The 14,567-nt window shown below is 38.1% G+C and carries 14 protein-coding genes, 1 tRNA gene, 1 other RNA gene and 1 other annotated feature; of the genes, 4 read left to right on the top strand and 12 right to left on the bottom strand.

Annotation, left to right across the window (positions count from 1 at the left end; translation table 11 throughout):
* Positions 1-223: 223 nt before the first annotated feature.
* The 7 genes from H0173_RS08570 to tadA form a co-directional block, all read right to left on the bottom strand.
* Complete coding sequence (locus H0173_RS08570) at positions 224-487, bottom strand: pro-sigmaK processing inhibitor BofA family protein (protein ID WP_221845940.1); 264 nt, start codon at positions 485-487, stop codon at positions 224-226.
* A 90-nt stretch (positions 488-577) separates the two neighbouring features.
* The gene (locus H0173_RS08565; RefSeq protein WP_221845939.1) at positions 578-796 is read right to left on the bottom strand and encodes a YaaL family protein; all 219 of its coding nucleotides are present in this window, start codon (positions 794-796) and stop codon (positions 578-580) included.
* 46 nt (positions 797-842) lie between these two features.
* Positions 843-1,439, bottom strand: a complete 597-nt coding sequence (gene recR, locus H0173_RS08560; RefSeq protein ID WP_221845938.1) for a recombination mediator RecR — start codon at positions 1,437-1,439, stop codon at positions 843-845.
* Positions 1,440-1,574: 135 nt separating this feature from the next.
* Positions 1,575-1,895: a YbaB/EbfC family nucleoid-associated protein gene (locus tag H0173_RS08555; protein WP_221845937.1), complete on the bottom strand. Its 321-nt coding sequence runs from the start codon at positions 1,893-1,895 to the stop codon at positions 1,575-1,577.
* A 23-nt stretch (positions 1,896-1,918) separates the two neighbouring features.
* Positions 1,919-3,610, bottom strand: a complete 1,692-nt coding sequence (dnaX, locus tag H0173_RS08550; protein WP_221845936.1) for a DNA polymerase III subunit gamma/tau — start codon at positions 3,608-3,610, stop codon at positions 1,919-1,921.
* Positions 3,611-3,769: 159 nt separating this feature from the next.
* Positions 3,770-4,034, bottom strand: an RNA gene (gene ffs / locus H0173_RS08545) — signal recognition particle sRNA large type.
* A 78-nt stretch (positions 4,035-4,112) separates the two neighbouring features.
* On the bottom strand, positions 4,113-4,637 hold the full coding sequence (gene tadA, locus H0173_RS08540) for a tRNA adenosine(34) deaminase TadA (protein ID WP_221845942.1): 525 nt from the start codon (positions 4,635-4,637) through the stop codon (positions 4,113-4,115).
* Positions 4,638-4,773: 136 nt separating this feature from the next.
* On the opposite strand from tadA, the gene H0173_RS08535 reads away from it, so the two are divergent.
* The 3 genes from H0173_RS08535 to H0173_RS08525 all read left to right on the top strand — a co-directional run bounded on the left by H0173_RS08535 (position 4,774) and on the right by H0173_RS08525 (position 7,536).
* The gene (locus H0173_RS08535; RefSeq protein WP_221845935.1) at positions 4,774-6,060 is read left to right on the top strand and encodes a glycoside hydrolase family 18 protein; all 1,287 of its coding nucleotides are present in this window, start codon (positions 4,774-4,776) and stop codon (positions 6,058-6,060) included.
* A gap of 169 nt (positions 6,061-6,229) precedes the next feature.
* Positions 6,230-6,871: a deoxynucleoside kinase gene (locus H0173_RS08530; RefSeq protein ID WP_221845934.1), complete on the top strand. Its 642-nt coding sequence runs from the start codon at positions 6,230-6,232 to the stop codon at positions 6,869-6,871.
* Positions 6,868-7,536 carry a deoxynucleoside kinase gene (locus H0173_RS08525; protein ID WP_221845933.1) on the top strand — a complete coding sequence of 223 codons (669 nt, stop codon included), beginning with the start codon at positions 6,868-6,870 and terminating at the stop codon, positions 7,534-7,536. The genes H0173_RS08530 and H0173_RS08525 overlap by 4 nt, the downstream gene beginning before the upstream one ends.
* Positions 7,537-7,697: 161 nt before the next feature.
* Here H0173_RS08525 and H0173_RS08520 read toward each other — a convergent pair whose 3' ends face one another.
* From H0173_RS08520 to guaB, 5 genes are all read right to left on the bottom strand, one after another.
* Positions 7,698-8,192: a DUF3267 domain-containing protein gene (locus H0173_RS08520; RefSeq protein WP_221845941.1), complete on the bottom strand. Its 495-nt coding sequence runs from the start codon at positions 8,190-8,192 to the stop codon at positions 7,698-7,700.
* Between the two features lie 259 nt (positions 8,193-8,451).
* Positions 8,452-8,544: transfer RNA gene (locus H0173_RS08515), tRNA-Ser, on the bottom strand.
* A gap of 108 nt (positions 8,545-8,652) precedes the next feature.
* A complete protein-coding gene (gene serS / locus H0173_RS08510; RefSeq protein ID WP_221845932.1) occupies positions 8,653-9,933 on the bottom strand; it encodes a serine--tRNA ligase in 1,281 nt (426 codons plus the stop codon).
* 57 nt (positions 9,934-9,990) lie between these two features.
* Positions 9,991-10,225, bottom strand: a binding site (T-box leader).
* Between the two features lie 209 nt (positions 10,226-10,434).
* Positions 10,435-11,739: a D-alanyl-D-alanine carboxypeptidase gene (locus H0173_RS08505; RefSeq protein ID WP_260631101.1), complete on the bottom strand. Its 1,305-nt coding sequence runs from the start codon at positions 11,737-11,739 to the stop codon at positions 10,435-10,437.
* Positions 11,740-11,935: 196 nt separating this feature from the next.
* Positions 11,936-13,402: an IMP dehydrogenase gene (gene guaB, locus H0173_RS08500; RefSeq protein ID WP_221845930.1), complete on the bottom strand. Its 1,467-nt coding sequence runs from the start codon at positions 13,400-13,402 to the stop codon at positions 11,936-11,938.
* A 113-nt stretch (positions 13,403-13,515) separates the two neighbouring features.
* Between guaB and H0173_RS08495 the strand changes: the two genes are divergently transcribed.
* Positions 13,516-14,466, top strand: coding sequence for a YaaC family protein (locus tag H0173_RS08495; protein ID WP_221845929.1), 951 nt, complete (start codon positions 13,516-13,518; stop codon positions 14,464-14,466).
* Positions 14,467-14,567: the final 101 nt, after the last annotated feature.

Genomic DNA, 14,567 nt, shown 5'->3' with positions numbered 1-14,567 from the left:
TTTTTTGTTCGTTCAGTTTTCAAAGAACTATTTCACCGCTCGTAAGCGACCTTTTAAATATATCATTCTCAAAAACATTTGTCAATAAGTTTTTATTGAAACTAATTTTTAAATCACAAAGTTTTTGTAACGACTTTAAATATATTATCAGTGAATTATTAGATTGTCAACTCATTTATAAAAAATATTGAACAGCTACTAATAATTGCAGCTGTTCATGTATTTACATTACCCAAGTTTGAATTGCTACTAAGGAGAATAAACCAGGAATCCCTAAAAATCCAGAGACTGAAGCTGTAACTAAGTTAATCGGGACATGAATTCCAAATTGATTCCCGAATGTATTTAAAAAGAATAAAAACAATGCACCGATTAGTACTTTAATTACTCCTTGTCCAACCATTTTAACCGGTTTTAACGGAGTACCAATAAAGAGAAGTAATAAAATGCAGCCTCCTAAAATGGAGATAACGACCACAGGCTCCAATAAGAAAATCCTCCTTTCGAGAAACTTGTACTATCAATTTATGAAAAGGATGTACAAAAAAGACCTCGAACGGAGGAGAGTGACTATATTTTATTTGTGCAATGAGATATTTCTATTTTTTACTTCTTTAAAAAGAAAAAAGTATTTTGCCTCTGCAAGTTTTGCTTGTGTAATAATCTCTGCGGAAGGATCAAAGCTCTTTTCAACTAAGGTTTTTTGGTTGGTCCAGATGTCCCTTAAGTCATAAACCTTATCCAATAGCTTTTCATCGAACTCCTTTCGCAGCCAGCCCCTTCTGCGAAATAACATAATCCCAGCCTCCATTAGAAAGCGCAATAACCTTCTGCGGTGTCAATTAAACTTCTCTTCTTCCTTCAAGTGCTTTTGATAGAGTCACTTCATCAGCATATTCAAGGTCCCCACCAACAGGGAGTCCATGGGCTATTCGTGTAGCACGAATACCGGACGGCTTTAATAGCCTAGAAATATACATAGCTGTCGCTTCTCCCTCTATATTAGGGTTTGTAGCAAGGATGACTTCTTGTACAGTATCATCTTGCAGTCTTTTTAACAGAGAAGGAATATTTATATCCTCTGGCCCAATTCCATCCATAGGCGAGATAGCCCCTTGTAATACATGGTATAAACCATTATATTCTTTCATTTTTTCCATAGCAATGACATCTTTAGGATCTTGGACTACACAAATGACAGTTTGGTCTCTTCTCTGATCTTCACAAATGTAGCAAGGATCCTGATCTGTAATATGACCACAAACTGAACAATATGACAAATTCCTCTTTGCATTAACTAAAGCTTTTGCAAAATCAAGAACTGTGTCTTCCTTCATACTTAATATAAAAAAAGCCAGACGAGCGGCCGTTTTCGGGCCGATACCTGGCAATTTCATAAAGCTATCAATCAGCTTAGATATCGGTTCAGGATAGTGCATTATAAATTCCTCCTTATAAGAAAAGCAAAGTGCCTTAGTTAGACCCAAAAGCAAAGGACTAGACATCAGGCACTGGTGCTAAACAAAGAAAAGCGGAAGTGCCCTACCTAAAGCACTTCAGCTGAAATTGGAGTATTAGAACATTCCTGGCAGATTTAATCCTTTAGTAAACTGGCCCATTGTGCTGTTTGTTAATTCTTCAGCCTTCTTAAGAGCATCATTTGTTGCAGCTAACACTAGATCTTGAAGCATTTCAATATCTTCTGGATCAACTACTTCTTCCTTAATGTTTACTTCAATTACTTCTTTGTGGCCAGAAACGATGACAGTAACCATTCCACCGCCTGCAGTTCCTTCAATTCGTTCTTCACCTAGCTGCTCTTGAGCCTCAGCCATTTTCTTTTGCATTTTTTGCATTTGCTTCATCATGTTTTGCATATTTCCCATACCACGCATGTTTTTGTACCTCCATATTATAATTAGTCAATAATTTCTACTAAATCATCACCAAATAGTTTTTTTGCTTCGGCGATTAATGGTTCTTCCTCATTTGAACTTGCTTGTTCTGTACCATCCTCATGTTGACTCTGTAGAAAATCCTCTCGAACTTTTTGCCATTGCTCATCAGGTACTCCCACCAATTGCAGTCGTTTTCCTAAAAGCTCATAAAGGATATTAGATAATATGTCTAAAAACTTCATATTGTCCATCGCCATTTGACAATGAATTTCATATTTAAATTTTATAATAAAAGCATCTTGGGACGCTGCAACAGGCTCTGCTTCATTAAGTAAAGCTGCTTGTGAGCGCATTTGATTATTGGCTAATCTATTTAACATTTCTCCCCAATTGCTTTTTATGGCCATTAAATCATTTTTGGTAGCTACCTTTAAAATTTCATTAATCTTACCTGCAGGGGCTTGGAAACCTCTTCGTGATGTCCGTGGCGTTTTTTTCTGAACAGCTGGCTGCCCTTCTTCTTGAACAGCAACTCCGTTCCGTTTTAAAAAGCTGACTTCCTGTTCTAGCTGTTCGATCTTTTGAAGTAATGGCTGAAGATCCCCAGACGATGCTGGTAATCCTCTTTTTTCAAGCTGACAAAGCTTAACGATCGCTACCTCTAGAAAAATTCTCGGATGGTTCGTCCAGCGCATATCTTGCTGTGCCTTATTTAAAACTTCAATTAATTCATATAGCTCTTCAGGCTGAATTTTTTCTGCCAATGCTTTAAATTCTTCATCCAACATGACTCTTTCAAGTGATTCCTCCAAATTTGGAGCAGCCTTGAAAAGAAGCATATCTCGGTAATAAAGAATGAAATCCTCGACAAACCTCGAAGGATCTTTTCCTTGGAAAAGCAATTCCTCTAAGCATTCGAGACCTGCAGCTGCGTTTTTATCCATAACCGCATGAGCCAATTTATTTAAAAAACCTTGTGATACAGCTCCTGTTACGGTTAAAGCATCTTCAATTGTCACTCGGTCCTGGCTAAATGAAATAGCTTGATCAAGCAAACTTAAAGCGTCACGCATACCGCCTTCTGCCGCTCTAGCAATGACTTGCAATGCATGTTCGTCACACTGTACGCCCGTTTCATCAACAATTAGCTTCATTCGACCTACAATAGACTGAGCAGTAATCCTCTTAAAATCAAATCTTTGACATCTTGAAATAATAGTAAGCGGAATTTTATGAGGTTCAGTCGTAGCTAAAATAAAGATAACATGCTTCGGCGGCTCTTCAAGTGTCTTTAATAATGCATTGAAGGCTCCAATGGAAAGCATATGAACTTCATCGACAATATAGACCTTGTACTTAGCGACGTTCGGCGCATACTTTACTTTATCCCGAATATCTCTGATTTCCTCTACACCATTATTGGATGCTGCATCAATTTCAATTACATCTTGTATAGTCCCGTCTGTAATGCCTTTGCAAGTAGGACATTCATTGCATGGCTCACTTATTGGGGCCCGCTCGCAGTTAACTGCCTTTGACAGAATTTTTGCAGCACTCGTTTTACCAGTTCCCCGAGGGCCTGAAAATAAGTACGCATGGGAGATTTTCTCCTGAAGCAGGGCGTTTTGCAATGTCTTTGTTACATGCTCCTGACCGACAACATCCATAAAGCTTTGAGGACGCCAAACCCGATATAAAGCCTGATAACTCATTGACACGCCCCCTTCCTATGTATTCTCTTCGACTATTATACCTTATTCGATTTAAATATTACAAAGTTAAATTAGAAAAGTGGAAACAGCCAGCCGCTTCCGCTATACAAAAAAACCCATCCCGATTAGAGATGAGTTTCATGTATTATAGTTAAACTGCCGTGCACCTTCCGTCGACTGACGCCCATAAGCGTTACTTAAGCAGTTAGCTCGGCCCAGGCAACCCTACGGCACATGAGATGGTCCACTTAATGCTGCTTCCTTCCGGACCTGACATGTTTCATGGATTCCCATTGCGCAGGACCCGGGCGTCAACACCACTTACTTAAGGCAGGCCCTACAGGACACCAGCCTCGGGAAGGGATTCAGCCTCGCTAGAGCGGATTGCGAGTACAGGGCACCGCTACCTCCCCACCTAGCACGGCAAAGTTGAAACCGTATTTAGTTGCGTCATTGGTGACGCATTTATAAGTATACTAATAACTTGTTAAAAAATCAAACCCTATTCACTGACAATTTCTGTATCCTGATCCAACTGTGATATTTTCCTTCGTTTCTTTTCTTCCTTTCGTTTTTCCCTTAATTGACGGAAAAAAGCAGAAAGAAGTTCCCCACACTCTTCTTCAAGTACACCTGTCACAACCTCACTTTGGTGATTGAATCGTTCATCTTGTAAAAGATTCATAAAGGTGCCGGCACAGCCTCCCTTCGGATCCTTTGCACCGTACACAACCCTTTTTACCCTTGAGAGAATAATAGCACCTGCACACATTGGACACGGTTCAAGTGTAACATAGAGAACGGCATCCTCAAGTCTCCATGTGCCAAGTTTCTTACAGGCTTGATCAATTGCAAGTAATTCTGCATGAGCAATAGCATTTTGATTAGATTCTCTTAAATTATGAGCTCTTGCGATAATTTCTCCATTATGGGCGATAATCGCCCCAATTGGCACTTCCTGCATTTGTTCAGCTTTTTTTGCTTCATTTATTGCTTCTCGCATTAATATTTCATCCATTTGTTCCATTTGCAGAGACATACGTATTACATCCTTTTATATTATTCCTTTATGGAATTATATCATTTCCTTTAGAATACCTTCATAAAATGGTTGTAGTGTTCAAAATTGATGGTTATTTGTTTGAATGAAGGAGGGAATCATTTTGCAAATTCATGTTGTACAGCCTAACCAGACATTAACACGTATTGCGCAAGCCTACGGTACCACTGCCAACGATATTGCGGAAGCCAATGAAATTCCTAATCCAAATAATTTAGTTGTTGGGCAAACCCTAGTAATCCCTATTGTCGGTCAATTTTACACTGTAAAAAGTGGCGATAGTTTGTACTCCATCTCAAGAAGGTTTGGTCTTTCCTATCAAGAGCTCGCTTCCATTAACCGCATTTCTGTTAACACACCGCTTCAGATTGGAGTCAGGCTTTATATTCCGCCCCATCCTAAATTCCGGGCAGAATTTAATGCCTATGTAGAACCTCGAGGAACAACGGTTGCGCCGAATTTAGAGGCTAGCGCAAGAGAAGCTGCTCCTTATTTGACCTATTTAGCCCCTTTCAGCTTTCAGGCACTTCGTAATGGATCATTGAAAGAACCATTATTAAATAATTTCCCTGCCATCGCCAAAGCCAATCGAAATGTATTGATGATGGTCATTACTAATCAAGAAAATGACCAGTTTAGTGATGAACTGGGACGCATACTTCTAAATGATATTCCGATTCAGGATAAATTTTTAAATAATATAGTAGCAACAGCAAAAAAATTCGGATTCAAGGATATCCATTTTGACTTCGAATTTCTGCGCCCGGAAGACCGCGAAGCTTATAATCGGTTCTTAAGAAAAGCAAAAGCCAGGTTTCAAAAGGAAGGTTGGCTTCTATCAACAGCCCTTGCTCCAAAAACAAGCGCTGAGCAAAAGGGACGATGGTATGAAGCTCATGACTACAAGGCACACGGTGAAATCGTTGATTTTGTTGTTATCATGACTTACGAATGGGGCTATAGCGGAGGTCCTTCCATGGCCGTTTCCCCTATTGGACCTGTCAGAAAGGTTTTAGAATATGCCATAACAGAGATTCCTTCCTCTAAGATATTAATGGGACAAAACCTTTATGGCTATGATTGGACATTGCCATTTGTTCAAGGATCCTTTGCTCGTGCAATTAGTCCACAACAGGCGATCCAGCTTGCTGAAAAAAATAATGTTTCTATTCAGTATGACACCGCTGCACAAGCCCCATTCTTTACCTATACAGATAGCGAGGGAAAAAAGCATGAAGTTTGGTTTGAGGATGCCCGCTCGATTCAAGCAAAGTTTGACTTGATTAAAGAATTGAAATTAAGAGGAATGAGCTATTGGAAGCTTGGACTTTCCTTCCCGCAAAACTGGCTATTAATTTCAGAGAATTTTAATGTCGTGAAAAGACCATGATTATATTCAAAAACAGCTGATTATGTGCAGCTGTTTTTTCTTTGCCCTTTATTAGAAAATTCCATATCCCTTCCACTATCATAGTGTGATAAAATAAATTTTGTGTCATTTATTATCGAAATTTAGAACCCAAACATATAGAAATGCAATTCGGAGTAGGAGGACAATTATGGGAGCAACCCCTTTCATTACGGTTGAGGGACCAATTGGCGTCGGAAAAACTTCATTAGCTAAGGCCATTTCTGACCATTTTCAATTTACATTGCTTAAGGAGATTGTTGATGAAAACCCATTTTTAGGGAAATTCTATGAAAATATTGAGGAGTGGAGCTTTCAGACAGAGATGTTTTTTCTCTGCAACCGCTATAAACAATTAACAGATATTCACAACCATTATTTAAAGAAAGACGTACCTGTTGTTGCAGACTACCATATTTTTAAAAATCTAATATTTGCTGGCCGCTCATTGAATAGGGTTGAATACGAAAAGTATTTAAAAATATATGATATTTTAACAGCCGATATGCCTAAGCCAAATGTAGTCATATATCTTCACGCTAGTCTTGAAACGATTCTAAGTCGTATTAAGCTAAGAGGAAGAGATATTGAAAAGAATATTAGCCCACTATATTTAGAGCAATTATCCATTGATTATGACAAAGCGATAAACGAGTTTGAAGCTCAGCATCCAGAAGTTACCGTTCTGCGCTTTAACGGCGACGATTTAGATTTTGTGAAACATCAAGAAGACCTTCAATTCATTATAAATACTTTATCGAACACATTAATAAAAGGGAGCATACAATCATGATGTTAAGAAATAAATACGGAATTCCTTCAAATGCAGTCATAACCATTGCTGGGACTGTTGGAGTTGGAAAATCTACCATGACGAATGCCCTTGCCGAGGCACTTCATTTTCGAACATCCTTTGAAAAAGTGGATACGAATCCTTATCTGGATAAATTTTATGCCGATTTCGAACGCTGGAGCTTTCATTTGCAAATTTACTTCCTTGCTGAGCGTTTTAAAGAGCAGAAACGAATTTTCGAATATGGCGGCGGATTTATTCAAGATCGGTCCATTTATGAGGACACAGGGATTTTTGCTAAGATGCACTATGAAAAAGGGACAATGTCTAAGGTTGATTATGAAACCTATACAAGTCTTTTCGAAGCTATGGTCATGACCCCTTATTTCCCACACCCAGACTTACTCATTTACCTTGAAGGGTCTCTAGATGACATACTATCACGTATCCATGAACGAGGACGCCCGATGGAACAGCAGACGCCTATTGAATATTGGGAGGAGATGCATAAACGGTACGAGGATTGGATCAATTCTTTCAACGCTTGTCCTGTGCTCCGCTTGAATATTAATGATTATGATATTATGGATGACGAAAGCTCAGTCGAACCTATTATCGAACGCATCGCAGAGTTCATGAAGCAAACTCAATTACTGAAAAAATAGTCGCTAATCGGCGGCTTTTTTCTTTTATAAAAATAGGCTATGTTAATACTAAATGTTGATTTTCCACCTATGGAAAAACCGCCCCACTGATGAAGGGCGGTTAAAAGAACTGAACTATCATACTTGTTAGTTCAATGAATGATGTATTACATGCCTAAATACTATTGCAATTGGTAATAGCCTTTGCAAAATACGGAATTCTTCGGTTTAATAGCAATTAAAAACGAATTAATGATATCTGAGGCAGAAATCAAAGAGTTTATCCAACACACAAATAAAAAGATGGACCTGATATCTTCAGTTACAAAAAACGAAACAATGACAGGCACTACTGATAATACAATGAAGGGCAAGCTCATAAAGACCCAAAATCTCTGTTTGGATAGAACTGCATTTGTATGTAGCCAGAAAAATAATCCTCTAAATGTTAAACTAATATCACCTTTTTTGTTTATTACAATTATGTGAAGGGTTTCATGAGTGATGAAGACAAGGAGGCCTATTAAGAAAAGAACGAATGTGGTGATATGGGGGAACCATCCTCCAAAGAAATATGGAATCAGAAATATAATGACCTGGAGTAGATAAACAAACTTCATATAGTGCTTTCTGAACCAATGATTTGGTATAAAGGGGGTCCATTCTGACAAATCCATACGTAATTGCGGTAGGTGTCTAAACCAAAATATCATAAATTTTTACTCCTCCTATTAATCTCTCACCCCATATATTACCATATTATATTGCCATCGTGAATCTTCTCCGTACTACGATGTTCCCCATAAATATAGAACAACCTTTCAAAATCAACAGATTTCAACAAAATAGTTTGACAAAGCTAAATAAAAAAATCGTTACATTTGACTGTAACGATTTTCATCTCCAATATATGCGCGTGTTAGATGTCAATTATTATGGAGGAGGAAAGGGGATTCGAACCCCTGCGCGGTTTGACCCGCCTGTCGGTTTTCAAGACCGATCCCTTCAGCCGGACTTGGGTATTCCTCCGTATCGACAAGAAATAATATATCACCTTATTATATTGATGTCAACATCCTAATTTAAATTATTTAGAGCGGGTTTTATCCCGCCCTATATGTTTTATTTTACTACTAATTAATCTGGCTTAATAACTTCTCTATTGCCCATGTATGGACGTAATACTTCAGGAATAATTACACTGCCGTCAGCCTGCTGATAATTTTCTAAGATAGCTGCAACCGTACGTCCAATGGCAAGTCCAGATCCATTTAATGTATGAACGTGCTCTGGTTTTCCTTTCGGTTCACGGCGGAAACGAATATTAGCACGGCGCGCCTGGAATGCTTCAAAGTTACTGCAAGAAGAAATTTCTCTATATGTGTTATAGCTTGGAATCCAAACTTCAATATCGTATTTTTTAGCCGCTGTGAAGCCTAAATCACCCGTGCACATACTCATTACTCGATATGGAAGACCGAGTAATTGAAGAACCTTCTCCGCATTTTTTGTAAGCTTTTCTAATTCATCATAAGAATCTTCCGGTTTTACAAATTTAACAAGTTCCACCTTATTAAATTGATGCTGGCGGATTAGCCCTCTCGTGTCACGTCCTGCAGAGCCTGCTTCTGAACGGAAACATGCACTAAATGCTGCATAATTGATCGGTAAATCTTCCACACCTAGAATTTCATCACGATGCATATTCGTAACAGGCACTTCAGCGGTTGGAATTAAGAAGTAATCTTCATTTTCAATAAGGAAGGCATCTTCTTCAAACTTAGGGAGCTGGCCAGTTCCTGTCATACTTGCACGATTTACTAGGTATGGCGGAAGTACTTCCTTATAGCCATGCTCATCAGTGTGAAGATCAAGCATAAAGTTAAATAATGCACGTTCTAAGCGAGCACCTAAACCTTTATAAAAAACAAAACGACTTCCAGTCACTTTTCCTGCACGTTCAAAGTCAAGAATATTTAAGTGATCTGCAACGTCCCAATGAGGCTTTGGTTCAAAATCAAATTGACGAACTTCTCCCCATTTCCACGCTTCCACATTATCATCCTCAGTTTCCCCAACCGGAACACTCTCATGAGGTATATTTGGAATGCTTAGCATTAGTGTATCTAACTCTTCTTCCACAACACGAAGTTCATCGTCAAGATCTTTAATTTGATCTCCTACTTCTCTCATTTCAGCAATTAAATGATCTGCATCCTGCTTTTCGCGCTTTAATGTCGCAACCTGTTGAGAAACTTCATTGCGTTTACTCTTCAATTGTTCAGCTTTCACAATCAATTCACGGCGCTTTGTATCTAGATCCTCAAACTTTCCAAGATCAGTCAAATCCTCCCCGCGATGCTCAAGCTTCTTTTTCACTTCTTCAAAATTAGCCCTAAAAAACTTAATGTCTAACATCCTAATCCCTCCTAATGATTGTACATAGGCAAAAACACAAAAAACTCCCGTCCCTAAAAAAGGGACGAGAGTTACCCGCGTTGCCACCCTAGTTGAAGGCATAAGCCTCCCACCTTAAATTCATAACGGTTTTATACCGAAAGTATTTACTTGCCTGAAGATAATTATCTCCATTAAAGGCGTTCCATACTTTGCTCGAGGATGGATTCACAAGCTTCACCGCCAATTCTCACCAGCCATTGGCTCTCTTAAGAATGAATAACCTGTTACTAGTTCCTCTCATTGCTTTGGATTATAGTAAATTTTAATTCATAATGTACTACAATTATGAACCTTTTGCAACTATATTATTCAAATTAATTTTTCTACACTTCTTTTACCAATCAAAAAATTAAGAGCTAATGCGATAGTCATCAATGAACTCAGGCTGAAAAGAGCAACATCCAATCACTCCCCAAAAAGTTAAAAGGGTTTCCCATTTTGACAGGAAACCCTTATTAATTAGAACCAACCTTTAATAGTGGATGAAATTCCTCCAAACACATTTCCGAAAAAGCTGCCGATTCCGCGCATCATTAACACAAACCAGTTTGCTTTTTCAACATCATCAGCGGCAACTATATCAACCTGAACTTTGCCTTTTCCTTTTTCAGTTAAAAATTCTAAGTCACCTGCATTTGAGGACTCAATCGTTAAAGTTCCTACTTTTTCCCCCTTTTTAATAGGAGCTGTTAGTTCGCCTTTTTCATTTAATTTATCTTTATCTAGAACGAGCTTCGGCTTATAGTTTTCCTTTTCGCCATTTTTGACTACCATTTTAATAGGATCTTTTGTTTCGATTTTCACCTGATCTTTTTTCCCTTTAATAACAGGTAAAGTCTTTTGACCCTTTACTTGATAGCCAGCTGGAATAAGCTCTTCTTTCGTAAAATTACTAAAAGCATAATTGAACATTTTCTTTGTTTCATCAAATCGTGATTTATATGTGCCTTTACCGCTATCATCCTTCGCATTCATAACAACAGTAATATAGCGGATGCCGTTTCTCATAGCTGTTCCGGTAAAACAATACCCAGCAAACTCAGTTGTACCTGTTTTTAGCCCGTCTACACCTTCATATCCATATACAAGACTAGGAAGCATCCAGTTCCAGTTTTGCATGTCAATTGCATCATCAGTGCCTTCTCTGAATGTTAGTTTTGGAATACTTGTTGTCTCCAGCACTTCTGGATAGTCATTAATCAAATGAGAAGCAAGCTTTGCTACTGCTCTTGCCGACATCACATTCTCTTCTTCTTCCGTCCCAGTATGGTGGAATCCTTTTAGATCTTTATTATTTAAACCAGTTGCATTTACAAATTTATAATCTTTCAATCCAAGTTCTTCTGCTTTTTTGTTCATCATTTTCACAAAATTTTCTTCAGAACCTGCAATCGTTTCTGCAATAGCAATGGTTGCAGCATTAGCAGAATAAATAGTCATTGCCTGATATAATTCACGAATACTGTATTTCCCATCTCTGCGCAAAGGCACATTGGATAGATTCGTGTCATGTGAAATTTTCCATACATACTCACTTACAGAGTACTCCTGGTCCCATTTCACTCTTCCCTCTTTTATAGCTTCAAGAAGGAGATACTCTGTCATCATTTTTGTCATACTTGCAATACCAAGGACCTGATCGACATTTTTTGAATATAGTACTTTACCTGTCTCTGCTTCTACTAAAATAGCAGCATCGCCATTAACATTTAAAATATCCTCTGCATAGGCTTTATTTAAGCTTGGGAAAAGTCCTATTACCATCACGAGTACAAGAAAACTAGCTACAAATTTGCGAAATTTTTTCAACACAAAGCCCTCCAACTTTTTAGTACACTTTTGATATTTTATCATAATTCGACACTAAAAAATAGACAGAGGAATTACCTATTCCTTAGACCACTTTTTACCATAGTAAAAGCAGAGAAACCTGAATGCTTCTCTGCTTTTTTTAAAAGATTTATGATAATGAGTAGTTTGGCGCTTCTTTTGTAATTTGGACATCGTGCGGGTGGCTCTCTTTTAAGCCTGCACCTGTCATTCTTACAAATCGAGAGTTCTCTCTTAATTCAGTTAGGTCTTTTGTCCCGCAATAACCCATTCCTGAACGAATTCCCCCAACCAACTGATAAATCGTATCTGCTAGCGGTCCTTTGTATGGTAGTCTGCCTTCAATTCCTTCTGGGACAAATTTCTTGTTGTCCTCTTGGAAATAACGGTCTTTTGAACCTTTTTCCATGGCAGCAACAGAACCCATTCCACGATATACTTTGAAACGGCGGCCTTGGAAAATTTCAGTTTCACCAGGGCTTTCGGAAACACCTGCTAACAGGCTTCCTAACATTACTGCATGTCCTCCAGAAGCTAGTGCTTTAACAATATCTCCGGAATATTTGATTCCGCCATCCGCAATAATTGCCTTTCCAAGCTTTCTTGCTTCTGTAGCACAATCGTAGATAGCCGTAATTTGTGGAACCCCCACACCAGCTACAACACGAGTTGTACAAATTGATCCTGGTCCAATTCCTACTTTTACAATATCTGCTCCTGCTTCAATTAGATCCCTCGTAGCTTCTGCAGTTGCAACATTCCCAGCAATAATTCCTAATTTAGGGTATGCAAAACGAATCTCACGAACAGTGTCTAATACCCCTTTAGAATGGCCATGTGCAGTATCAACTACGATCACATCCACTTGGGATTTAACAAGCATTTCTACACGCTTCATTGTATCCTTTGTTACTCCTACTGCTGCACCAACTAGCAAGCGGCCATGCTCATCCTTGGCTGAATTAGGAAACTCAATTACTTTTTCGATATCCTTAATAGTAATTAGTCCTTTAAGAATTCCTTTATCATCCACAAGCGGAAGCTTCTCAATTTTATGCTTCTGAAGAATACTTTCAGCCTCTTCTAAAGTAGTTCCAACAGGTGCTGTTACAAGATTTTCTCTAGTCATTACATCTGAAATAATAATGGAATAATCAGAGATAAATCGTAGATCACGGTTTGTTAATATCCCAACAAGTTTTTGTTCTTCGCGATTATTAACAATCGGTACACCTGAAATACGGTATTTCCCCATTAAATGCTCTGCATCGTACACTTGTTGTTCCGGGGTAAGGAAAAATGGGTCTGTAATTACGCCGCTTTCAGAGCGCTTTACCTTATCAACTTGCTCAGCTTGCTGCTCGATTGTCATATTCTTATGAACGATACCCAATCCGCCTTGGCGGGCCATGGCAATAGCCATTTCAGCTTCAGTTACAGTATCCATACCTGCACTAATAATTGGGATATTAAGCTTAATTTTTTCTGTCAACTGAACACTTAAGCTTACATCACGTGGAAGAACCTCTGATTTTGAAGGAACAAGCAACACATCATCAAACGTTAAACCTTCTTTTACAAACTTACTTTCCCACATCTTTTTGACCCCCATGTCTTGAAAATATTATTAGTAGGTTATCAATTGGGCAAAATACTGTCAAGGATTCTTTGATATGTTGGACTTTTCTAAAAACTCGGAGGTACCTATTAATGCTTGATTATAAAAACTGGGATTCATTTTTATACTTTTTTTCGGCAAGCTCCTCACAGTCCTTTCTCAAAAAACGTTACCAGCTTCAGCACATTGATTTAGCTGAACAAAAAAGTTATGAAAATAGCTACCCTTTTATATATTATCTAGAACATGGACAAATTTATTACAAACAAGCAGAACAAGCTCCCTTAATGATTAAGCCTATTCTCTTATTTTATGGTTTAGTTCATTTAATAAAGGCTTGTATTTTAACAGTGGATCCAAATTATCCTGAAACCACATCAGTACTGGCTCATGGAGTTTCGACAAGGAAGAGAAAAAAGCAGCAGTATCATTTCTTTCATGATGAAGTAAAAATACAAAAAAGTGGGTTATTTCCATACATGGGGGAAAAAATGTTTCACATGAAACATTTAGAAGGAGAAAAAACAACAATGAAGGAGCTGTTAGCACAGATTCCGGAGCTCAATCATATGTTTATGCAAACAGAGGGAAAACAGACATTTTTGCAAATACAGCAGATTAACGAAGATTATTATCTGCCAAAGGAAATTTTAGACTCTTACTTTATGACAGAAACACGTTTTTTAGAGTATTGGAAAAACGAAACATTATCACAGATAGAGATTAAAGAAACAAATGAACAACATATTCCCTTTACCATTACATATTCAAACATAAATGACCTGCTTCCAATCAAATTAAACTTAGAAAATGGAGAGCTCTTTTATCCTAAAACAAAAAAGAGCTTAAATCTCTTTCCTGAATTAATGATCCATTATTTGTTGCTTTATAATTTAAGCATGATAGCCAGATATGAAACAGAATGGTGGAGTGAATTAATAAAAATGATGCCAAATCAGGATTATCCCTTCATACAATCGTTTTTAAATATCACTTCAAATAAAGGGCCATTTTTAATTTATCAATTTTTGACGAATAGTTGAGTAAAACAAAAAAGAGTACCTCTTCGGTACTCTTTTCATTTGTCTGGCGACGTCCTACTCTCACAGGGAGAGAGCCCCCAACTACCATCGGCGCTGAGAAG

Source organism: Bacillus sp. S/N-304-OC-R1 (genome assembly GCF_019749375.1).
Lineage (GTDB): Bacteria > Bacillota > Bacilli > Bacillales > Cytobacillaceae > Cytobacillus.
This window is presented reverse-complemented; position numbering and strand designations above follow the sequence as displayed.

What these genes read in the sequence shown, in the direction of transcription:
- tadA (WP_221845942.1), bottom strand. Translation starts at nt 4,637, where the DNA reads ATGGAACAAATGGATGAAATATTAATGCGAGAAGCAATAAATGAAGCA.
- serS (WP_221845932.1), bottom strand. Translation starts at nt 9,933, where the DNA reads ATGTTAGACATTAAGTTTTTTAGGGCTAATTTTGAAGAAGTGAAAAAG.
- H0173_RS08505 (WP_260631101.1), bottom strand. Translation starts at nt 11,739, where the DNA reads ATGGTAATAGGACTTTTCCCAAGCTTAAATAAAGCCTATGCAGAGGAT.
- H0173_RS08555 (WP_221845937.1), bottom strand. Translation starts at nt 1,895, where the DNA reads ATGCGTGGTATGGGAAATATGCAAAACATGATGAAGCAAATGCAAAAA.
- H0173_RS08520 (WP_221845941.1), bottom strand. Translation starts at nt 8,192, where the DNA reads ATGGATTTGTCAGAATGGACCCCCTTTATACCAAATCATTGGTTCAGA.
- H0173_RS08495 (WP_221845929.1), top strand. Translation starts at nt 13,516, where the DNA reads ATGCTTGATTATAAAAACTGGGATTCATTTTTATACTTTTTTTCGGCA.
- dnaX (WP_221845936.1), bottom strand. Translation starts at nt 3,610, where the DNA reads ATGAGTTATCAGGCTTTATATCGGGTTTGGCGTCCTCAAAGCTTTATG.
- H0173_RS08525 (WP_221845933.1), top strand. Translation starts at nt 6,868, where the DNA reads ATGATGTTAAGAAATAAATACGGAATTCCTTCAAATGCAGTCATAACC.
- H0173_RS08565 (WP_221845939.1), bottom strand. Translation starts at nt 796, where the DNA reads ATGTTATTTCGCAGAAGGGGCTGGCTGCGAAAGGAGTTCGATGAAAAG.
- guaB (WP_221845930.1), bottom strand. Translation starts at nt 13,402, where the DNA reads ATGTGGGAAAGTAAGTTTGTAAAAGAAGGTTTAACGTTTGATGATGTG.
- recR (WP_221845938.1), bottom strand. Translation starts at nt 1,439, where the DNA reads ATGCACTATCCTGAACCGATATCTAAGCTGATTGATAGCTTTATGAAA.
- H0173_RS08530 (WP_221845934.1), top strand. Translation starts at nt 6,230, where the DNA reads ATGGGAGCAACCCCTTTCATTACGGTTGAGGGACCAATTGGCGTCGGA.